Here is a 21,885-nt window from a genome sequence, read left to right on the forward strand (position 1 = left end):
TGAAATCGATATCTATGGTAATCGTTTTCAAAAAAGAACTTCGTTTTTAATTCCATTGTGTGGTATAACTATAGAGAGCATGATGAAAGTTAAAATTTTTTAATAAGGTGATAATATGATACTTGTGCTTGATGTAGGAAATACAAATATTGTTCTTGGTGTATACGAAGGCGAAGAGTTAACGCATCACTGGCGAATGGGAACAAGCAGAAAACAGACAGAAGATGAGTACGCAATGGTTATTAAAGGACTCTTCTCTCATGAAGAACTTTCTTTTGACGATGTGGAAGGCATCATTATTTCGTCTGTAGTGCCACCTATTATGTTCGCTCTTGAGCGTATGTGCCAGAAATATTTTCATCATAAACCGTTAGTGATTGGTCCAGGAATTAAGACAGGCCTCAATATAAAATATGATAACCCGAAAGAAGTAGGAGCGGATCGTATTGTGAATGCCGTGGCGGGGATTCAATTATATGGAGCACCGCTAATTATTGTGGATTTTGGAACAGCTACAACTTACTGCTACATTGATGAGCAAAAACAGTATGTTGGGGGCGCCATCGCACCAGGCATTAACATTTCGACAGAAGCTCTATACATGCATGCAGCAAAGCTTCCACGAATTGAAATTGCGAAGCCAAATCATATCGTTGGAAAGAATACGGTTAGCGCCATGCAAAGCGGCACGCTATATGGATACGTAGGACAAGTGGAAGGGATTGTTTCTAGGATGAAGAAACATTCTCCGAAGGAACCTACTGTAATAGCGACTGGTGGACTTGCCTCACTTATAGCAGAAGAATGCGATCTTATCGATGTGGTTGACTCGTTTCTAACATTAAAGGGATTACACATAATTTATAATAAGAACAAAGAAGAATTAAACGCATACCGATAAAACGGGGTGCGTTTTTCATTTTGCGTTTTGGGGGAAAATAAAAATAGATACTCTTTTTATCTCTTGTTTTATGGATGGATGTACCGTTTCCCATAATGATATCTAGACTTAGTTAAAAAAGCATTTAAAAAGTAAGTCGCAAGCCACAGATTTATTTAACGAAAGATACTAAAGGGAGAGCAAGTTAGTTTCTCATAATGGAAGTTCTTGAAAAAATATTGTATCGTGTAATTGGGCAATGGCCCATTAGTGAAAGGAGCTACAAACAAATGAATGATTATTTAATAAAAGCACTTGCGTTCGATGGCAATGTAAGGGCTTATGCGATATCTAGTACTGAAATGGTTGCGGAAGCACAGCGACGTCACACTACTTGGCCTACTGCATCTGCTGCAATTGGTCGTGCTATGACTGCTTCCACAATGATAGCAACAGGATTAAAAGGTGAAGAGAAAATCACTGTGAAAATTGAGGGCGGTGGTCCTATCGGAGCCATTGTTGTAGACGCTAACGCGAATGGTGAAACGCGCGGGTACGTAAGCAATCCACATGTGCACTTTGATCTTAATGATAGTGGGAAATTGGACGTTGCGCGTGCCGTTGGACAAGATGGTTTCCTATCCGTTGTAAAAGATATTGGTATGCGTGAAAAATTCACAGGGCAAGTTCCAATTGTCTCAGGTGAATTAGGAGAAGACTTTACGTACTATCTTGTGACTTCAGAACAAGTCCCTTCTGCAGTTGGAGTGGGCGTGCTTGTTAATCCAGATAATACGATCCTTGCAGCAGGTGGTTTTATGATTCAATTACTTCCTGGTGCAGGTGAAGAAACGATTCGTTTTATTGAAAAACGTATTGAAGCGATTCCTCCAATCTCTAAATTGATTGAAGCAGGGAAAACACCTGAAGAAATCTTGAATGAACTTCTCGGAGAAGAAAACATTAAAATTATCGACAATATGCCTGTTCAATTTGAATGTAGTTGTTCCAAAGAGCGCTTTTCGAATGGCATTATGGGGCTTGGCAAAGAAGAGATCAGCAGTATGATTGAAGAAGACGGTGAAGCGGAAACAACTTGTCACTTCTGTAATGCACATTATCACTTCTCGAAAGAAGAGCTTGAAGAATTACACGCTGAGAGCAAAGTTTAATAAGGTTCAAATTGACACTTTTGACCTACGGTGATATTCTTTTAGAAAGAGAATTCCTATAAAAACACTCGGGTTTGAGGAGGCGTGATGATGAGGGTAGCAAATTCTATTACTGACTTAATCGGTCAAACACCTATTGTGAAACTAAATCGCATCACTAACGAGGATCATGCAGAGGTATATTTAAAGCTTGAATTCATGAACCCTGGAAGTAGCGTTAAAGATCGTATTGCACTTGCAATGATCGAAGCAGCTGAAGAAAAAGGCGAATTGAAACCTGGTGATACATTTGTAGAACCAACAAGTGGTAATACAGGTATTGGTCTTGCTATGGTTGCGGCTGCAAAAGGTTACCAGGCTGTTCTTGTTATGCCAGATACTATGAGCATGGAACGTCGTAACCTGCTGAAGGCGTATGGAGCAAAGCTTGTCCTTACTCCTGGTTCTGAAGGTATGGGCGGAGCGATTCGTAAATCAGAAGAACTAGCGAAGGAACATGGTTATTTCATGCCTCAGCAATTTAATAACGAAGCAAATCCGGAAGTGCACCGTCGTACGACTGGTCAAGAAATTGTTGATCAGATGGGCCAGCTTGATGGATTTGTGGCAGGTATTGGCACTGGTGGGACAATTACTGGAGCAGGCGAAGTGTTAAAAAAGCATTTCCCTTCAATCAAGCTATACGCGGTTGAACCAACAGATTCACCTATTCTATCCGGAGGCAAGCCTGGCCCACATAAAATTCAGGGGATTGGTGCAGGTTTTGTACCGTCAGTTTTGAATACGGATGTATATGATGAAGTTGTTCAGGTTCAAAATGAACAGGCTTTTGAATGGGCTAGAAAAGCTGCACGAGAAGAAGGTATTCTTGGAGGCATTTCTTCAGGCGCGGCGATTTATGCAGCGCTTGAGGTAGCAAAGAAACTGGGTAAAGGAAAGAAAGTGCTTGCTGTGATTCCAAGTAATGGGGAACGTTACCTCAGCACACCTCTTTTTCAATTTGATGAAGATTAAGCAACTCTAAAAACAGTCCTTAACGGGCTGTTTTTCTTTTTAGTTTTTTGAAGTGTTGATTTTTTACTATTCTAAACGAACGCTAATTAAATTAGACCGTCTATTAATTTATTTATTAGAGACAACGAAAAGCAAAATGAAAAGGTGAGTTTTTCCAAAAGGGTGTTCGGAAGAGTTTGGGGAATATAAAAAGGATGAAGCAACGAAAGACTTCATGTAGAATAGAGGCATAAACAGGGCGTACGCTTAGCTTTTGATAGGGTGTGAAAAATTTGCCGGAACAACTAGAGAAAACAACACGGTTTTCAATTTTTGAAACTCTCGAATTAAGTGCGGATGAGTGGTTTTCAGGGTATAAATCTTTTATTGAAGGCCGCGATGAACATATTTTATTGGATAGTACACGTGGTGGTCGATATAGCATGTTTGGTATTAAGCCTATTGCGAGCCTGTATGGACACGGCACTTTTCTTACGATTGATGAAGTAGGAAAAGAACCGAAAACGTTAGAGGGTAATTTACTTGAGTTGATGCAACACTGGATGGAACGGAATGTGTCGATCGTGGATGAACGCTTACCTGACTTTCAGGGTGGGGCAATGGGGTTTCTGAGCTATGATATTGCGCGTCAATTTGAAAAACTTCCCGATATAGCATCAGATGACCTGGAGCTTCCTGAACTTTTCTTTGTTGTGTATGAAGATGTTGGCGTATATGATCACACTACGCAAACACTATGGTTTATTGCGCAAGTTGAAGAGGGAAATAAAGAAGAAGGTAAGCGGCGTCTCGAAGCTTATAAGGAGAAGTGGGTACAACATAGTGAAGCAAGTTCTACTGTGTGTGATTCTTATTCGAAAGCAACAACACAGACCTTTTCAATGAGTCAAGAGTCATTCTCTATTGCCGTTCGAAAAGTACAGGAGTATATTTCAGCTGGAGACGTTTTTCAGGTCAATCTTTCTTTAAGAGAGTCAAGAAGTCTCCACACAGCCCCTATTTCTATTTACGAGACGCTTAGAACAATTAATCCATCTCCGTATATGTCCTTTATTCATACTCACTCATTTGATCTTGTGAGTGCGTCACCAGAATTACTTATTAAGAAAAAGGGACAAGAATTAAGTACAAGACCAATTGCAGGGACGAGATCACGGGGAAAGAATGACGATGAGGATGAAGAATTGGCACGTACCCTTATTGAGAATGAGAAAGAGCGCGCCGAGCATGTGATGCTTGTCGATCTTGAGCGAAATGATCTGGGGCGCGTTTGTGCCTATGGAACGGTAGAAGTAGATGAGTTTATGGTGATCGAGAAATATTCTCATGTGCAGCACATTGTTTCAAACGTTCGTGGTATTTCATCGCCTGAGGCGACAGCATTTGATGCTATTAAAGCCACTTTTCCAGGGGGGACAATCACGGGCGCCCCTAAGGTTCGAACAATGGAAATTATTGAAGAACTTGAGCCTGTTCGCCGAGGGGTTTACACTGGATCTATCGGATGGATTGGATTCAATGATGATATGGAATTAAATATTGCTATTCGAACTATGGTCATTAAAGATAATATTGCTCACGTACAAGCCGGTGCTGGAATTGTAATTGACTCTAATCCCGAAGCGGAGTACAAAGAGTCATTAAAGAAAGCAAGAGCATTATGGAAAGCGAAAGAGTTAAGTGAAGAGATTAGCAGAGATTAGCTTAGAGGAGGAAACAAAATGATTTTAATGATTGATAACTACGATTCATTTACGTATAACCTTGTGCAATACCTTGGAGAAATGGGAGAAGAGCTAGTTGTAAAAAGAAATGATGAGATAACTATTCAAGAAATTGAACAGCTTCGTCCGTCATTTATTATGGTTTCTCCAGGACCGTGTAGTCCTGATGAAGCGGGAATTAGTATGTCTGTTATTCAGCACTTTGCCGGTAGCATACCGATATTCGGTGTTTGTCTTGGTCACCAGTCGATTGCGCAGGTATTTGGTGGAGATGTTATTAAAGCCGATCGACTTATGCATGGGAAAACATCCCCGATGCATCATGATGGACGATCAATCTTTAAGGGGCTTGAGAACCCGTTTACTGCAACGAGATATCATTCATTAATTGTCAAAAAAGAGACATTACCGGACTGCTTTGAGATCAGCGCCTGGACACAGGAAGGCGAAATCATGGCAATTCGACATAAAGAGCTTGCGATTGAAGGGGTTCAGTTCCACCCTGAATCGATTATGACTGGTATAGGGAAAGCTTTGCTTAAGAACTTTATAGATGAGCATCGAAAAGAGCCATGTTTATAAACGTTAACGGAGAACTTATCGATGAAAAATCAGCAGTTATACCAGCTTATGATCACGGTTATCTCTATGGCGTAGGAGTTTTTGAGACGTTTCGAACGTACGATGGACATCCCTTTCTATTTGAAGATCACTATAATCGACTTTGTGATTCCTTAAATGAACTTCAAATCGCACTACCTTTTACAAAAGAAGGGCTTCTCTTTGAGATAAGGCGAACGATTGATGTAAATGGCATTAAAGACGCATATGTTCGCTTAAATGTTTCTGCTGGAGAAGGAGAGATTGGTCTGAGGACGGAACCCTACATTAGTCCAACGGTGATTATTTATTTGAAAGAAATAGGCGAACCAGTGCGAAAAGAAAAGCGTGGTGTGATTCTTTCGCTTAGGCGAAATACGCCTGAAGGCCCTGTAAGAATTAAATCACACCATTATTTAAATAATATTCTTGCGAAAAGAGAAGTTGGAAATGATCCTTCAGTGGAAGGGATTTTTCTCTCACAAAGAGGAAAGCTTGCTGAAGGAATTGTTTCAAATTTATTCTGGTTTAAAAACGGCATTCTTTACACCCCGGACCTTACTACAGGAATTTTAAATGGCATTACGAGACAATATGTGATGGACGTAGCAAGAAAAAAAGGGATTTTAGTTAGGGAAGGTAACTTCGAGAAAAAGGAAATTCTCGAAGCAGATGAAGTGTTTGTTACAAATTCTATTCAAGAGATCGTGCCATTATCTAAGATTGAGCATAAATCTTTACCCGGACTTGAGGGTCATGCGACAAATGAGCTCATCCTTCAATATGAACAACACCGCACTTCGTTAATGAGTCGAAATGAATGCTAGCTGAGAACATATGTACGAAAAGGAGTGAGCCGTTTGTCGACGGTAATAGATAATCATAAAAAACACCCAATGATGATGAAATGGCGGAATGGATTCATTGACTGGAATGAAAAAACCTGGGTTATGGGTATTCTGAATGCTACCCCCGATTCGTTTTCTGATGGTGGAGAATATAACACCACAGTTCAAGCAGTAGCGCATGCTCTCCAACTTGTTGAGGATGGCGCGGACCTCATCGACATTGGCGGTGAATCTACCCGCCCAGGGGCTACAATAGTTCCGATGGATGAGGAGTTGAACCGTGTTATTCCAGTTATCAAAGCTGTGCGTCATACTGTGGATGTTCCTATTTCTATTGATACTTATAAAGCGGAAGTGGCTAACCAAGCAATATTAGCAGGAGCGGATATTATTAACGATGTATGGGGAGCTAAGGCGGACCCTGATATGGCAAGGGTGGCAGCGGAACATAATGTACCAATTATTCTTATGCATAATCGGTACGACACGAATTATGCGGATATCATGCTTGATATCAAGTCTGACATTGAAGAAAGTATTGAGATAGCTCGTTCTGCAGGTGTACGGACTGAAAACATCATTCTCGATCCTGGAATTGGATTTGCAAAAACTCATGAGCAAAATCTTGAAGTTATGAGGAGACTCGATGAATTTTCTTCTCTTGGATATCCTGTTTTGCTTGGTACATCAAGAAAATCGATTGTTGCTAGAACATTGAATACGCCGCCGAATGATCGAGTAGAAGGTACTGGAGCGACAGTTTGTCTCGGGATTGAAAGAGGCGTTCAAATTATCAGAGTTCATGATGTAAAACCAATGGTACGTATGGCTCGTATGATGGACGCTATGCTTAAACCACAGCTTAATTAAACAACAGGAGAGTGAATGATATGGATAAGATCTATCTAAACGGAATGAAATTTTACGGTTATCACGGCGTTTTTCCTGAAGAAAATAAGCTTGGTCAGCGTTTCTATGTTGATTTGGCCCTCGAAACAGATCTATCCAAGGCTAGTAACTCTGATGATTTAAATTACACTGTGAATTATGCAGACGCGTATAATTCAATCAAATCAATTGTTGAAGGAACGCCAAGAAAACTAGTTGAAACTGTTGCTGAGGAAATAACAAAAAAGATGTTTCAAGAATTTGAGATTGTCGATGCTTGTACGGTGAAAGTGACTAAACCGGATCCTCCAATCGATGGTCAATATGATTCTGTTGCAATCGAGATGAAGAGGGAACGTAATGAATAGTGTATATGTTGGTATTGGATCCAATGTAGGGGATCGAGAAAACTATATCAAAACATCTTTATTAAGACTTCAAGAGTACCCGGGTGTAGAGATCACATCTACATCCTCGTTATATGAAACCGCTCCTGTAGGCGTAACAGAGCAGGGTGCTTTTCTTAACATGGTGGCTTTGCTAGAAACAGAATTGAATGCATTTCAGCTGCTCGAAATTCTTCAAGGGATTGAGCAGTCTCTAGGTAGAGAGCGCGACATTCGATGGGGCCCAAGAACAATAGACCTTGACATTTTGCTCTATAATCATGAGAATATTGTAGCAGAAGGTCTGGTCATTCCTCATCCTCGTCTCATTCAAAGAGGATTTGTGGTTATACCTCTTCACGAATTGAGTCCTGATATTATTATTCCAACTACCAATAAGAGAATTGATTCCTATTTTAATCATATAGAAGATAAAGAAGGTGTACGTCTATGGAAGCGGAGATCTACGGAAGACGTATTCGCGCTTTTCGAAAGTTGAAAGGTTATACTCAGGAACAGCTTGCGAAGGAACTCGGTGTTTCGGTATCTGTACTAGGAGAGATCGAGCGAGGGAACCGAAGACCTACAAATGATTTTATGCAGCTAGTAGCTAAGCAGCTCAGAGTTCCGCTTGAGGAACTTTTTCCTTTAGAACACAACTAAAAAATGAAGTGAAGCGTGTTAACGATTGGTGATGTTGCTTTATCGCACGGCTCAATACCTTGAAACCGGAAAGATTCTGGGTATCCTATGGCTAAAGAGAAGATTGATGTAGCAATGCTTCATCTTAATCGCCTTTTAGAGCTTAAAGGAGAAAGAGTCACCGTTCACGAAATAGGTAAACATGTTGAATAATACTCAATAGAACTTCGCGGTAACGATAAGGTTCTTTATCAAATCAATGTAACGACTACGAGAGATGGTCTTGCTGAATTACTATGCGGGTTTATTGCAGAGCTTGAATCTAGACAGGCAGTTTGACTTTCTAACTAGCGCTTCACCTTTGCCATGATACACCCGGCGCGTTTGTCATAAGTTTTATATAAGTGAATGCTTGCTATTCATGATGCTTTCCGATAAAGTTATAGCGGGATAAACATAGATTTGACAGGAGTGATAGAGATGAGTCAGGAGCTTGAACTGAATGACCTTCTTAAAGTAAGAAGAGAAAAGCTTGACGTTCTGAAAGAGAATAATATTGATCCATTCGGACATCGGTTTGATCGTTCTCACTCAGCTAGCAAAATGCTAGAAGAGTTCGATTCTTTTTCAAAGGAAGAATTAGCTGAACAAAGCAAGGCAGTATCCTTAGCTGGAAGAATTATGACTAAACGCGGAAAAGGAAAAGCAGGATTCGCGCATATTCAAGATTTAACTGGTCAAATTCAGCTTTATGTTCGTAAAGACACTGTTGGAGATGAGCAGTATGATCTTTTTGACTCAATGGATATTGGAGATATCATTGGTGTAAGTGGTGAAGCGTTCAAAACAAAAGTCGGAGAACTCTCTGTTAAAGTGAGTGACCTTCATTTGCTTTCAAAATCACTACGTCCATTGCCAGACAAATTCCATGGTTTGAAAGATGTAGAACAACGCTACCGTCAGCGTTATCTTGATTTAATAATGAGTCCTGACTCTAAAGAAACGTTCATCGCAAGAAGTCGCATCATCCAATCGATGAGACGTTATCTTGATGACCAGGGTTTCCTAGAAGTTGAAACACCAATGATGCACTCTATTCCTGGCGGCGCATCAGCACGTCCTTTCGTTACACACCACAACGCTCTTGATATGGAGCTTTATATGCGTATTGCCATTGAACTACATCTAAAGCGATTGATTGTAGGTGGCATGGAGCGTGTATATGAAATCGGAAGAGTTTTCCGAAATGAAGGTGTTTCTACACGACACAATCCTGAATTCACAATGCTTGAGTTATACGAAGCTTATGCGGATTATAAAGACGTCATGTCCTTAACAGAGCAAATGGTTGCTCACATCGCTAAAGAGGTAACAGGCTCTACAACGATTCAGTACGGTGATTATGAGATTAACCTCGAACCAGAGTGGAAAAGAGTGCATATGGTTGAGGCTGTTAAAGAAGCAACAGGTGTCGACTTCTGGAAAGAGATGACGGATGAAGAAGCGCGCAGTATCGCTAAGGAACATGGTGTCGAAATCAAAGAGACAATGGAATTCGGACATGTCGTAAATGAATTCTTTGAACAGAAAGTTGAAGAAACGCTCATTCAACCTACTTTTGTATATGGACATCCGGTGGCTATTTCGCCTCTAGCTAAGAAAAATCCTGAAGATGGCCGTTTCACAGATCGTTTTGAGTTGTTTATCGTAGCTCGTGAACACGCCAACGCATTTACTGAGCTTAATGATCCAATTGATCAAAGAGAACGGTTTGAAGCGCAGCTTGTGGAGAGAGAGCAAGGTAATGACGAAGCCCACATGATGGACCATGACTTTATCGAAGCTCTTGAGTACGGTTTACCACCAACCGGTGGTTTAGGTATTGGAATTGATCGGCTTGTAATGCTTCTAACAAATTCTCCTTCTATTAGAGATGTTCTTCTATTCCCTCAAATGAGAAATACGGAACGATAGAAGGTAAAGGCCTTTAGAATGAAGTTCGTTTATCGAACTTCATTCTTTTTAGTTTTCCTAAAAAGAATTCAAAAAAGGGGTTGCGTATCTAAAGTAACCCTGATATAGTTATATAGGTCGCCGCAACAACGCGGTTGACGCCGAAAAGAATTTCAATAAAGTTGTTGACATTGACTTAGTTAATATGGTATATTAATAAAGTCGCTGAAAACGACATTGAAAGAAACAAATTGATCTTTGAAAACTGAACGAAACGCCATGTAAGTAGTTGTTTCTACGGAAACAAAACATTGTTTTAAAGCTAGATTAAGCTTTCTATCGGAGAGTTTGATCCTGGCTCAGGACGAACGCTGGCGGCGTGCCTAATACATGCAAGTCGAGCGAAGAGATGGGAGCTTGCTCCCTGATCTTAGCGGCGGACGGGTGAGTAACACGTGGGCAACCTGCCCTGCAGACTGGGATAACTCCGGGAAACCGGAGCTAATACCGGGTAGTACATCGCACCGCATGGTGCAATGTTGAAAGTTGGCTTTCGAGCTAACACTGCAGGATGGGCCCGCGGCGCATTAGCTAGTTGGTAAGGTAATGGCTTACCAAGGCGACGATGCGTAGCCGACCTGAGAGGGTGATCGGCCACACTGGGACTGAGACACGGCCCAGACTCCTACGGGAGGCAGCAGTAGGGAATCTTCCGCAATGGACGGAAGTCTGACGGAGCAACGCCGCGTGAGTGACGAAGGCCTTCGGGTCGTAAAGCTCTGTTGTTAGGGAAGAACAAGTACCGTTCGAATAGGGCGGTACCTTGACGGTACCTAACCAGAAAGCCACGGCTAACTACGTGCCAGCAGCCGCGGTAATACGTAGGTGGCAAGCGTTGTCCGGAATTATTGGGCGTAAAGCGCGCGCAGGCGGTCTTTTAAGTCTGATGTGAAAGCCCACGGCTCAACCGTGGAGGGTCATTGGAAACTGGAGGACTTGAGTGCAGAAGAGGAGAGTGGAATTCCACGTGTAGCGGTGAAATGCGTAGATATGTGGAGGAACACCAGTGGCGAAGGCGGCTCTCTGGTCTGTAACTGACGCTGAGGCGCGAAAGCGTGGGGAGCAAACAGGATTAGATACCCTGGTAGTCCACGCCGTAAACGATGAGTGCTAGGTGTTGGGGGGTTCCACCCTCAGTGCTGAAGTTAACACATTAAGCACTCCGCCTGGGGAGTACGACCGCAAGGTTGAAACTCAAAGGAATTGACGGGGGCCCGCACAAGCAGTGGAGCATGTGGTTTAATTCGAAGCAACGCGAAGAACCTTACCAGGTCTTGACATCCTCTGACAATCCTGGAGACAGGACGTTCCCCTTCGGGGGACAGAGTGACAGGTGGTGCATGGTTGTCGTCAGCTCGTGTCGTGAGATGTTGGGTTAAGTCCCGCAACGAGCGCAACCCTTGATCTTAGTTGCCAGCATTTAGTTGGGCACTCTAAGGTGACTGCCGGTGACAAACCGGAGGAAGGTGGGGATGACGTCAAATCATCATGCCCCTTATGACCTGGGCTACACACGTGCTACAATGGACGGTACAAAGGGCAGCAACACCGCGAGGTGAAGCGAATCCCATAAAGCCGTTCTCAGTTCGGATTGCAGGCTGCAACTCGCCTGCATGAAGCCGGAATTGCTAGTAATCGCGGATCAGCATGCCGCGGTGAATACGTTCCCGGGCCTTGTACACACCGCCCGTCACACCACGAGAGTTTGTAACACCCGAAGTCGGTGGGGTAACCTTTATGGAGCCAGCCGCCGAAGGTGGGACAAATGATTGGGGTGAAGTCGTAACAAGGTAGCCGTATCGGAAGGTGCGGCTGGATCACCTCCTTTCTATGGAGAATTACGAAGGTAACTTGCGTTACCAACCTTACATGAGCGTTTCGTTTAGTTTTGAAAGAATGATTTATTCTTTCAATTAAATATAGTTAACAAGCCTTTATGGGCCTGTAGCTCAGCTGGTTAGAGCGCACGCCTGATAAGCGTGAGGTCGGTGGTTCGAGTCCACTCAGGCCCACCATAAAAGTTTTGTTGATTCAATCTATTCCTCTTGGTTGAATGCCATTTGGATCATTTGGGGCCTTAGCTCAGCTGGGAGAGCGCCTGCCTTGCACGCAGGAGGTCAGCGGTTCGATCCCGCTAGGCTCCACCAACACATCTACTATAATGAAATGAAACAAATATGCACCTGCGTCTTCGAGTAATGCTAACGATGTTGGCTTCCTCGGTGCAAGGCAGCATAAAAGTGGATTCAAGTAGTAGCCTTGTTCCTTGAAAACTAGATAGCACAAACAACGACATCCAATAATTATTTTTTATGCAATAACTTAGTAATAACTGATGCGTTATGGCAGCAATGCCTAACAAATCGAAGGTTAAGCTACTAAGGGCGCACGGTGGATGCCTTGGCACTAGAAGCCTAAGAAGGACGGGACGAACACCGATATGCTTCGGGGAGCTGTAAGTACGCTTTGATCCGGAGATTTCCGAATGGGGGAACCCACCATCTTTAATAGGATGGTATCCATTTCTGAATACATAGGGAATGGAAGGCAGACCCGGGGAACTGAAACATCTCATTACCCGGAGGAAGAGAAAGCAAACGCGATTTCCTGAGTAGCGGCGAGCGAAACGGAATCAGCCCAAACCAGAGGGCTTGCCCTCTGGGGTTGTAGGACGTCTCTTTGGAGTTACAAAGGCACGGATAGACGAAGCGACCTGGAAAGGTCCATCAGAGAAGGTAACAATCCTGTAGTCAAAATCCGATGCCCTCCGAGACGGATCCTGAGTACGGCGGGACACGTGAAACCCCGTCGGAATCCGGGAGGACCATCTCCCAAGGCTAAATACTCTCTAGTGACCGATAGTGAACCAGTACCGTGAGGGAAAGGTGAAAAGCACCCCGGAAGGGGAGTGAAAAAGAACCTGAAACCGTGTGCCTACAATTAGTTGGAGCCCGTTAATGGGTGACAGCGTGCCTTTTGTAGAATGAACCGGCGAGTTACGATCCCGTGCAAGGTTAAGCTGAGAAGGCGGAGCCGCAGCGAAAGCGAGTCTGAATAGGGCGAAATAGTACGTGGTCGTAGACCCGAAACCAGGTGATCTACCCATGTCCAGGGTGAAGTTCAGGTAACACTGAATGGAGGCCCGAACCCACGCATGTTGAAAAATGCGGGGATGAGGTGTGGGTAGCGGTGAAATGCCAATCGAACCTGGAGATAGCTGGTTCTCTCCGAAATAGCTTTAGGGCTAGCCTCGCGGCAAGAATCTTGGAGGTAGAGCACTGATTGGACTAGGGGTCCTTACCGGATTACCGAATCCAGTCAAACTCCGAATGCCAACGATTTATCCGCGGGAGTCAGACTGCGAGTGATAAGATCCGTAGTCGAGAGGGAAACAGCCCAGACCACCAGCTAAGGTCCCAAAGTATACGTTAAGTGGAAAAGGATGTGGCGTTGCTTAGACAACCAGGATGTTGGCTTAGAAGCAGCCATCATTTAAAGAGTGCGTAATAGCTCACTGGTCGAGTGACGCTGCGCCGAAAATGTACCGGGGCTAAACGTATCACCGAAGCTGTGGATTGTCTTACGACAATGGTAGGAGAGCGTTCTAAGGGCTGTGAAGTCAGACCGAAAGGACTGGTGGAGCGCTTAGAAGTGAGAATGCCGGTATGAGTAGCGAAAGACAAGTGAGAATCTTGTCCGTCGAAAGCCCAAGGTTTCCTGAGGAAGGCTCGTCCGCTCAGGGTTAGTCGGGACCTAAGCCGAGGCCGAAAGGCGTAGGCGATGGATAACAGGTTGATATTCCTGTACCACCTCCTTTCCGTTTGAACGACGGGGGGACGCAGAAAGATAGGGAGAGCGCGCTGCTGGAAATGCGCGTCCAAGCGATTAGGCTGGTGAATAGGCAAATCCGTTCACCATGAAGGCTGAGTCGTGATGGCGAGGGAAATTTAGTACCGAAGTCCTTGATTCTACGCTGCCAAGAAAAGCCTCTAGTGAGGAAAAAGGTGCCCGTACCGCAAACCGACACAGGTAGGCGAGGAGAGAATCCTAAGACGATCGGGAGAACTCTCGTTAAGGAACTCGGCAAAATGACCCCGTAACTTCGGGAGAAGGGGTGCTTCCTCGGGTTTATAGCCCAGGGGAGCCGCAGTGAAAAGATCCAAGCGACTGTTTAGCAAAAACACAGGTCTCTGCAAAGCCGTAAGGCGAAGTATAGGGGCTGACACCTGCCCGGTGCTGGAAGGTTAAGAGGAGGGGTTATCCCTTACGGGAGAAGCTCTGAATCGAAGCCCCAGTAAACGGCGGCCGTAACTATAACGGTCCTAAGGTAGCGAAATTCCTTGTCGGGTAAGTTCCGACCCGCACGAAAGGTGCAACGACTTGGATACTGTCTCAACGAGAGACCCGGTGAAATTATAGTACCTGTGAAGATGCAGGTTACCCGCGACAGGACGGAAAGACCCCATGGAGCTTTACTGTAGCCTGATATTGGATTTTGGTACAGCTTGTACAGGATAGGTAGGAGCCATAGAAGTCGGACCGCCAGGTTCGATGGAGGCGTCGGTGGGATACTACCCTGGCTGTACTGACATTCTAACCCAGCACCGTGATCCGGTGCGGAGACAGTGTCAGGTGGGCAGTTTGACTGGGGCGGTCGCCTCCTAAAGTGTAACGGAGGCGCCCAAAGGTTCCCTCAGAATGGTTGGAAATCATTCGCAGAGTGTAAAGGCACAAGGGAGCTTGACTGCGAGACCTACAAGTCGAGCAGGGACGAAAGTCGGGCTTAGTGATCCGGTGGTTCCGCATGGAAGGGCCATCGCTCAACGGATAAAAGCTACCCTGGGGATAACAGGCTTATCTCCCCCAAGAGTCCACATCGACGGGGAGGTTTGGCACCTCGATGTCGGCTCATCGCATCCTGGGGCTGAAGTAGGTCCCAAGGGTTGGGCTGTTCGCCCATTAAAGCGGTACGCGAGCTGGGTTCAGAACGTCGTGAGACAGTTCGGTCCCTATCCGTCGCGGGCGCAGGAAATTTGAGAGGAGCTGTCCTTAGTACGAGAGGACCGGGATGGACACACCGCTGGTGTACCAGTTGTTCCGCCAGGAGCATAGCTGGGTAGCTACGTGTGGAAGGGATAAGTGCTGAAAGCATCTAAGCATGAAGCCCCCCTCGAGATGAGATTTCCCACAGCATGAAGCTGGTAAGATCCCTTAGAGATGATGAGGTAGATAGGTTCGGGGTGGAAGCGTGGCAACACGTGGAGCTGACGAATACTAATCGATCGAGGGCTTAACCTAAACGAAAAGCGAAGTAAGCCGTTGAAATCCGACAAGCGTTGGAGGCTTTTGACTCAGACGCGCTTTATGCGTCAGAATCAAAAGGTGAAACGATCGAGGATTTGGCTTACGTAGCTGAGCATATTGGAAAGTTGTGCGTGCTATCTAGTTTTCAGGGAACACCTGAAATAAGGAAGTTCGATTAAGTGCCACCACGTCCTGTGGTGAACACCGAACGGCTAACATCCTGTTAGTCTAGTGATGATGGCGAAGAGGTCACACCCGTTCCCATGCCGAACACGGAAGTTAAGCTCTTCAGCGCCGATGGTAGTTGGGGGATCTCCCCCTGCAAGAGTAGGACGTCGCTAGGCTTATATAGTGGAGGATTAGCTCAGCTGGGAGAGCATCTGCCTTACAAGCAGAGGGTCGGCGGTTCGAGCCCGTCATCCTCCACCATATTTTTCTTATAACCCGAAAGGGTACATATATCGCCGGTCTAGCTCAATTGGTAGAGCAACTGACTTGTAATCAGTAGGTTGGGGGTTCAAGTCCTCTGGCCGGCACCAGCTTTTCTTATCGAAAAGAGCCATTAGCTCAGTTGGTAGAGCATCTGACTTTTAATCAGAGGGTCGAAGGTTCGAGTCCTTCATGGCTCACCATGCATTTGCGGGTGTGGCGGAATTGGCAGACGCGCTAGACTTAGGATCTAGTGTCTTACGACGTGGGGGTTCAAGTCCCTTCACCCGCACCAATTGCGCGGAAGTAGTTCAGTGGTAGAACATCACCTTGCCAAGGTGGGGGTCGCGGGTTCGAATCCCGTCTTCCGCTCCATTAACTAAATTAGATTTTGCGCCCGTAGCTCAATTGGATAGAGCGTCTGACTACGGATCAGAAGGTTAGGGATTCGACTTCTCTCGGGCGCACCATTATTTTGTTGGTTTTCTTCTTTTTACGGGAAGTAGCTCAGCTTGGTAGAGCACTTGGTTTGGGACCAAGGGGTCGCAGGTTCAAATCCTGTCTTCCCGACCATTCATACCAACGGGGCCTTAGCTCAGCTGGGAGAGCGCCTGCCTTGCACGCAGGAGGTCAGCGGTTCGATCCCGCTAGGCTCCACCAATTATTTTTTAAAAAAGTTGTTGACACTGACAAATGAATCATGATATGATGGTTTAGTCGCTGAAAACGACGTTGAAAGAAAAATTGATCTTTGAAAACTGAACGAAACGCCATGTAAGTAATTGTTTCTACGGAAACAAAACATTGTTTTAAAGCTAGATTAAGCTTTCTATCGGAGAGTTTGATCCTGGCTCAGGACGAACGCTGGCGGCGTGCCTAATACATGCAAGTCGAGCGAAGAGATGGGAGCTTGCTCCCTGATCTTAGCGGCGGACGGGTGAGTAACACGTGGGCAACCTGCCCTGCAGACTGGGATAACTCCGGGAAACCGGAGCTAATACCGGGTAATACATCGCACCGCATGGTGCAATGTTGAAAGTTGGCTTTCGAGCTAACACTGCAGGATGGGCCCGCGGCGCATTAGCTAGTTGGTAAGGTAATGGCTTACCAAGGCGACGATGCGTAGCCGACCTGAGAGGGTGATCGGCCACACTGGGACTGAGACACGGCCCAGACTCCTACGGGAGGCAGCAGTAGGGAATCTTCCGCAATGGACGAAAGTCTGACGGAGCAACGCCGCGTGAGTGACGAAGGCCTTCGGGTCGTAAAGCTCTGTTGTTAGGGAAGAACAAGTACCGTTCGAATAGGGCGGTACCTTGACGGTACCTAACCAGAAAGCCACGGCTAACTACGTGCCAGCAGCCGCGGTAATACGTAGGTGGCAAGCGTTGTCCGGAATTATTGGGCGTAAAGCGCGCGCAGGCGGTCTTTTAAGTCTGATGTGAAAGCCCACGGCTCAACCGTGGAGGGTCATTGGAAACTGGAGGACTTGAGTGCAGAAGAGGAGAGTGGAATTCCACGTGTAGCGGTGAAATGCGTAGATATGTGGAGGAACACCAGTGGCGAAGGCGGCTCTCTGGTCTGTAACTGACGCTGAGGCGCGAAAGCGTGGGGAGCAAACAGGATTAGATACCCTGGTAGTCCACGCCGTAAACGATGAGTGCTAGGTGTTGGGGGGTTCCACCCTCAGTGCTGAAGTTAACACATTAAGCACTCCGCCTGGGGAGTACGACCGCAAGGTTGAAACTCAAAGGAATTGACGGGGGCCCGCACAAGCAGTGGAGCATGTGGTTTAATTCGAAGCAACGCGAAGAACCTTACCAGGTCTTGACATCCTCTGACAATCCTGGAGACAGGACGTTCCCCTTCGGGGGACAGAGTGACAGGTGGTGCATGGTTGTCGTCAGCTCGTGTCGTGAGATGTTGGGTTAAGTCCCGCAACGAGCGCAACCCTTGATCTTAGTTGCCAGCATTTAGTTGGGCACTCTAAGGTGACTGCCGGTGACAAACCGGAGGAAGGTGGGGATGACGTCAAATCATCATGCCCCTTATGACCTGGGCTACACACGTGCTACAATGGACGGTACAAAGGGCAGCAACACCGCGAGGTGAAGCGAATCCCATAAAGCCGTTCTCAGTTCGGATTGCAGGCTGCAACTCGCCTGCATGAAGCCGGAATTGCTAGTAATCGCGGATCAGCATGCCGCGGTGAATACGTTCCCGGGCCTTGTACACACCGCCCGTCACACCACGAGAGTTTGTAACACCCGAAGTCGGTGGGGTAACCTTTATGGAGCCAGCCGCCGAAGGTGGGACAAATGATTGGGGTGAAGTCGTAACAAGGTAGCCGTATCGGAAGGTGCGGCTGGATCACCTCCTTTCTATGGAGAATTACGAAGGTAACTTACGTTACCAACCTTACATGAGCGTTTCGTTTAGTTTTGAAAGAATGATTTATTCTTTCAAACCAGGTGAAGTGATGAAGCTTAGGCAGATTCAAGTAGTAGCCTTGTTCCTTGAAAACTAGATAGCACAAACAACGACATCCAATAATTATTTTTTATGCAATAACTTAGTAATAACTGATGCGTTATGGCAGCAATGCCTAACAAATCGAAGGTTAAGCTACTAAGGGCGCACGGTGGATGCCTTGGCACTAGAAGCCTAAGAAGGACGGGACGAACACCGATATGCTTCGGGGAGCTGTAAGTACGCTTTGATCCGGAGATTTCCGAATGGGGGAACCCACCATCTTTAATAGGATGGTATCCATTTCTGAATACATAGGGAATGGAAGGCAGACCCGGGGAACTGAAACATCTCATTACCCGGAGGAAGAGAAAGCAAACGCGATTTCCTGAGTAGCGGCGAGCGAAACGGAATCAGCCCAAACCAGAGGGCTTGCCCTCTGGGGTTGTAGGACGTCTCTTTGGAGTTACAAAGGCACGGATAGACGAAGCGACCTGGAAAGGTCCATCAGAGAAGGTAACAATCCTGTAGTCAAAATCCGATGCCCTCCGAGACGGATCCTGAGTACGGCGGGACACGTGAAACCCCGTCGGAATCCGGGAGGACCATCTCCCAAGGCTAAATACTCTCTAGTGACCGATAGTGAACCAGTACCGTGAGGGAAAGGTGAAAAGCACCCCGGAAGGGGAGTGAAAAAGAACCTGAAACCGTGTGCCTACAATTAGTTGGAGCCCGTTAATGGGTGACAGCGTGCCTTTTGTAGAATGAACCGGCGAGTTACGATCCCGTGCAAGGTTAAGCTGAGAAGGCGGAGCCGCAGCGAAAGCGAGTCTGAATAGGGCGAAATAGTACGTGGTCGTAGACCCGAAACCAGGTGATCTACCCATGTCCAGGGTGAAGTTCAGGTAACACTGAATGGAGGCCCGAACCCACGCATGTTGAAAAATGCGGGGATGAGGTGTGGGTAGCGGTGAAATGCCAATCGAACCTGGAGATAGCTGGTTCTCTCCGAAATAGCTTTAGGGCTAGCCTCGCGGCAAGAATCTTGGAGGTAGAGCACTGATTGGACTAGGGGTCCTTACCGGATTACCGAATCCAGTCAAACTCCGAATGCCAACGATTTATCCGCGGGAGTCAGACTGCGAGTGATAAGATCCGTAGTCGAGAGGGAAACAGCCCAGACCACCAGCTAAGGTCCCAAAGTATACGTTAAGTGGAAAAGGATGTGGCGTTGCTTAGACAACCAGGATGTTGGCTTAGAAGCAGCCATCATTTAAAGAGTGCGTAATAGCTCACTGGTCGAGTGACGCTGCGCCGAAAATGTACCGGGGCTAAACGTATCACCGAAGCTGTGGATTGTCTTACGACAATGGTAGGAGAGCGTTCTAAGGGCTGTGAAGTCAGACCGAAAGGACTGGTGGAGCGCTTAGAAGTGAGAATGCCGGTATGAGTAGCGAAAGACAAGTGAGAATCTTGTCCGTCGAAAGCCCAAGGTTTCCTGAGGAAGGCTCGTCCGCTCAGGGTTAGTCGGGACCTAAGCCGAGGCCGAAAGGCGTAGGCGATGGATAACAGGTTGATATTCCTGTACCACCTCCTTTCCGTTTGAACGACGGGGGGACGCAGAAAGATAGGGAGAGCGCGCTGCTGGAAATGCGCGTCCAAGCGATTAGGCTGGTGAATAGGCAAATCCGTTCACCATGAAGGCTGAGTCGTGATGGCGAGGGAAATTTAGTACCGAAGTCCTTGATTCTACGCTGCCAAGAAAAGCCTCTAGTGAGGAAAAAGGTGCCCGTACCGCAAACCGACACAGGTAGGCGAGGAGAGAATCCTAAGACGATCGGGAGAACTCTCGTTAAGGAACTCGGCAAAATGACCCCGTAACTTCGGGAGAAGGGGTGCTTCCTCGGGTTTATAGCCCAGGGGAGCCGCAGTGAAAAGATCCAAGCGACTGTTTAGCAAAAACACAGGTCTCTGCAAAGCCGTAAGGCGAAGTATAGGGGCTGACACCTGCCCGGTGCTGGAAGGTTAAGAGGAGGGGTTATCCCTTACGGGAGAAGCTCTGAATCGAAGCCCCAGTAAACGGCGGCCGTAACTATAACGGTCCTAAGGTAGCGAAATTCCTTGTCGGGTAAGTTCCGACCCGCACGAAAGGTGCAACGACTTGGATACTGTCTCAACGAGAGACCCGGTGAAATTATAGTACCTGTGAAGATGCAGGTTACCCGCGACAGGACGGAAAGACCCCATGGAGCTTTACTGTAGCCTGATATTGGATTTTGGTACAGCTTGTACAGGATAGGTAGGAGCCATAGAAGTCGGACCGCCAGGTTCGATGGAGGCGTCGGTGGGATACTACCCTGGCTGTACTGACATTCTAACCCAGCACCGTGATCCGGTGCGGAGACAGTGTCAGGTGGGCAGTTTGACTGGGGCGGTCGCCTCCTAAAGTGTAACGGAGGCGCCCAAAGGTTCCCTCAGAATGGTTGGAAATCATTCGCAGAGTGTAAAGGCACAAGGGAGCTTGACTGCGAGACCTACAAGTCGAGCAGGGACGAAAGTCGGGCTTAGTGATCCGGTGGTTCCGCATGGAAGGGCCATCGCTCAACGGATAAAAGCTACCCTGGGGATAACAGGCTTATCTCCCCCAAGAGTCCACATCGACGGGGAGGTTTGGCACCTCGATGTCGGCTCATCGCATCCTGGGGCTGAAGTAGGTCCCAAGGGTTGGGCTGTTCGCCCATTAAAGCGGTACGCGAGCTGGGTTCAGAACGTCGTGAGACAGTTCGGTCCCTATCCGTCGCGGGCGCAGGAAATTTGAGAGGAGCTGTCCTTAGTACGAGAGGACCGGGATGGACACACCGCTGGTGTACCAGTTGTTCCGCCAGGAGCATAGCTGGGTAGCTACGTGTGGAAGGGATAAGTGCTGAAAGCATCTAAGCATGAAGCCCCCCTCGAGATGAGATTTCCCACAGCATGAAGCTGGTAAGATCCCTTAGAGATGATGAGGTAGATAGGTTCGGGGTGGAAGCGTGGCAACACGTGGAGCTGACGAATACTAATCGATCGAGGGCTTAACCTAAACGAAAAGCGAAGTAAGCCGTTGAAATCCGACAAGCGTTGGAGGCTTTTGACTCAGACGCGCTTTATGCGTCAGAATCAAAAGGTGAAACGATCGAGGATTTGGCTTACGTAGCTGAGCATATTGGAAAGTTGTGCGTGCTATCTAGTTTTCAGGGAACACCTGAAATAAGGAAGTTCGATTAAGTGCCACCACGTCCTGTGGTGAACACCGAACGGCTAACATCCTGTTAGTCTAGTGATGATGGCGAAGAGGTCACACCCGTTCCCATGCCGAACACGGAAGTTAAGCTCTTCAGCGCCGATGGTAGTTGGGGGATCTCCCCCTGCAAGAGTAGGACGTCGCTAGGCAACATAAGAGAAGCGAGAGACCTGAGGGTTTCTCGCTTTTTTTGTATTTCTTTCTCAACAATTTTAGATAGCTAGTTCTGTTTTAAA

At 46.5% G+C, this 21,885-nt stretch carries 12 protein-coding genes, 10 tRNA genes and 6 rRNA genes; all 28 read left to right on the forward strand.

Features of this window, described 5'->3' with window-relative positions; all coding sequences use genetic code 11:
- Nucleotides 1–115: 115 nt before the first annotated feature.
- Nucleotides 116–901, forward strand: coding sequence for a type III pantothenate kinase (locus AC0VYO_RS00440; protein WP_475366282.1), 786 nt, complete (start codon nucleotides 116–118; stop codon nucleotides 899–901).
- A gap of 269 nt (nucleotides 902–1,170) precedes the next feature.
- The gene (gene hslO, locus AC0VYO_RS00445; protein WP_430243472.1) at nucleotides 1,171–2,052 is read left to right on the forward strand and encodes an Hsp33 family molecular chaperone HslO; all 882 of its coding nucleotides are present in this window, start codon (nucleotides 1,171–1,173) and stop codon (nucleotides 2,050–2,052) included.
- Between the two features lie 87 nt (nucleotides 2,053–2,139).
- Complete coding sequence (gene cysK, locus AC0VYO_RS00450) at nucleotides 2,140–3,066, forward strand: cysteine synthase A (protein ID WP_475366283.1); 927 nt, start codon at nucleotides 2,140–2,142, stop codon at nucleotides 3,064–3,066.
- Nucleotides 3,067–3,374: 308 nt separating this feature from the next.
- Nucleotides 3,375–4,769: an anthranilate synthase component I family protein gene (locus AC0VYO_RS00455; RefSeq protein WP_475369030.1), complete on the forward strand. Its 1,395-nt coding sequence runs from the start codon at nucleotides 3,375–3,377 to the stop codon at nucleotides 4,767–4,769.
- A gap of 18 nt (nucleotides 4,770–4,787) precedes the next feature.
- Nucleotides 4,788–5,372: an aminodeoxychorismate/anthranilate synthase component II gene (gene pabA / locus AC0VYO_RS00460; RefSeq protein ID WP_430243468.1), complete on the forward strand. Its 585-nt coding sequence runs from the start codon at nucleotides 4,788–4,790 to the stop codon at nucleotides 5,370–5,372.
- Nucleotides 5,363–6,217, forward strand: coding sequence for an aminodeoxychorismate lyase (pabC, locus tag AC0VYO_RS00465; protein WP_475366284.1), 855 nt, complete (start codon nucleotides 5,363–5,365; stop codon nucleotides 6,215–6,217). Before pabA ends, pabC begins: the two co-directional genes overlap by 10 nt.
- A gap of 69 nt (nucleotides 6,218–6,286) precedes the next feature.
- Nucleotides 6,287–7,108: a dihydropteroate synthase gene (gene folP, locus AC0VYO_RS00470; protein ID WP_475367435.1), complete on the forward strand. Its 822-nt coding sequence runs from the start codon at nucleotides 6,287–6,289 to the stop codon at nucleotides 7,106–7,108.
- Nucleotides 7,109–7,128: 20 nt separating this feature from the next.
- Entirely contained in the window at nucleotides 7,129–7,494 is a 366-nt protein-coding gene (gene folB / locus AC0VYO_RS00475; protein WP_194222620.1) for a dihydroneopterin aldolase, read from the forward strand.
- Entirely contained in the window at nucleotides 7,487–8,011 is a 525-nt protein-coding gene (folK, locus tag AC0VYO_RS00480) for a 2-amino-4-hydroxy-6-hydroxymethyldihydropteridine diphosphokinase (RefSeq protein WP_194222621.1), read from the forward strand. Before folB ends, folK begins: the two co-directional genes overlap by 8 nt.
- Complete coding sequence (locus AC0VYO_RS00485) at nucleotides 7,963–8,175, forward strand: helix-turn-helix domain-containing protein (protein ID WP_283153205.1); 213 nt, start codon at nucleotides 7,963–7,965, stop codon at nucleotides 8,173–8,175. The genes folK and AC0VYO_RS00485 overlap by 49 nt, the downstream gene beginning before the upstream one ends.
- 459 nt (nucleotides 8,176–8,634) lie before the next feature.
- Nucleotides 8,635–10,128, forward strand: coding sequence for a lysine--tRNA ligase (gene lysS / locus AC0VYO_RS00490; protein ID WP_475366285.1), 1,494 nt, complete (start codon nucleotides 8,635–8,637; stop codon nucleotides 10,126–10,128).
- Between the two features lie 315 nt (nucleotides 10,129–10,443).
- A 16S ribosomal RNA gene (locus AC0VYO_RS00495) occupies nucleotides 10,444–11,995 on the forward strand.
- Nucleotides 11,996–12,105: 110 nt separating this feature from the next.
- Nucleotides 12,106–12,182 (forward strand) — tRNA-Ile (locus AC0VYO_RS00500).
- Nucleotides 12,183–12,238: 56 nt separating this feature from the next.
- Nucleotides 12,239–12,314 (forward strand) — tRNA-Ala (locus tag AC0VYO_RS00505).
- Nucleotides 12,315–12,535: 221 nt separating this feature from the next.
- Nucleotides 12,536–15,465 (forward strand): 23S ribosomal RNA (locus AC0VYO_RS00510).
- A gap of 233 nt (nucleotides 15,466–15,698) precedes the next feature.
- Nucleotides 15,699–15,815, forward strand: a 5S ribosomal RNA gene (rrf, locus tag AC0VYO_RS00515).
- 9 nt (nucleotides 15,816–15,824) lie between these two features.
- Nucleotides 15,825–15,900: transfer RNA gene (locus tag AC0VYO_RS00520), tRNA-Val, on the forward strand.
- A gap of 34 nt (nucleotides 15,901–15,934) precedes the next feature.
- A tRNA-Thr gene (locus tag AC0VYO_RS00525) sits at nucleotides 15,935–16,010 on the forward strand.
- A gap of 17 nt (nucleotides 16,011–16,027) precedes the next feature.
- Nucleotides 16,028–16,103 (forward strand) — tRNA-Lys (locus AC0VYO_RS00530).
- 7 nt (nucleotides 16,104–16,110) lie between these two features.
- Nucleotides 16,111–16,195: transfer RNA gene (locus tag AC0VYO_RS00535), tRNA-Leu, on the forward strand.
- Between the two features lie 5 nt (nucleotides 16,196–16,200).
- Nucleotides 16,201–16,275 (forward strand) — tRNA-Gly (locus tag AC0VYO_RS00540).
- An 18-nt stretch (nucleotides 16,276–16,293) separates the two neighbouring features.
- A tRNA-Arg gene (locus tag AC0VYO_RS00545) sits at nucleotides 16,294–16,370 on the forward strand.
- Nucleotides 16,371–16,396: 26 nt separating this feature from the next.
- Nucleotides 16,397–16,473 (forward strand) — tRNA-Pro (locus AC0VYO_RS00550).
- Nucleotides 16,474–16,484: 11 nt separating this feature from the next.
- Nucleotides 16,485–16,560: transfer RNA gene (locus AC0VYO_RS00555), tRNA-Ala, on the forward strand.
- Between the two features lie 169 nt (nucleotides 16,561–16,729).
- A 16S ribosomal RNA gene (locus AC0VYO_RS00560) occupies nucleotides 16,730–18,281 on the forward strand.
- A gap of 2 nt (nucleotides 18,282–18,283) precedes the next feature.
- Nucleotides 18,284–18,427 carry a hypothetical protein gene (locus tag AC0VYO_RS00565; RefSeq protein WP_475368286.1) on the forward strand — a complete coding sequence of 48 codons (144 nt, stop codon included), beginning with the start codon at nucleotides 18,284–18,286 and terminating at the stop codon, nucleotides 18,425–18,427.
- Between the two features lie 91 nt (nucleotides 18,428–18,518).
- Nucleotides 18,519–21,448: ribosomal RNA gene (locus tag AC0VYO_RS00570) — 23S ribosomal RNA — on the forward strand.
- A gap of 233 nt (nucleotides 21,449–21,681) precedes the next feature.
- Nucleotides 21,682–21,798, forward strand: a 5S ribosomal RNA gene (gene rrf, locus AC0VYO_RS00575).
- The 16S, 23S and 5S rRNA genes sit together here with 10 tRNA genes alongside, the layout of an rRNA operon.
- The last annotated feature ends 87 nt before the right edge of the window (nucleotides 21,799–21,885 follow it).

It is taken from the genome of Anaerobacillus sp. 63XJN7_4_ISO-PGPR-S23-413, from assembly GCF_056173725.1.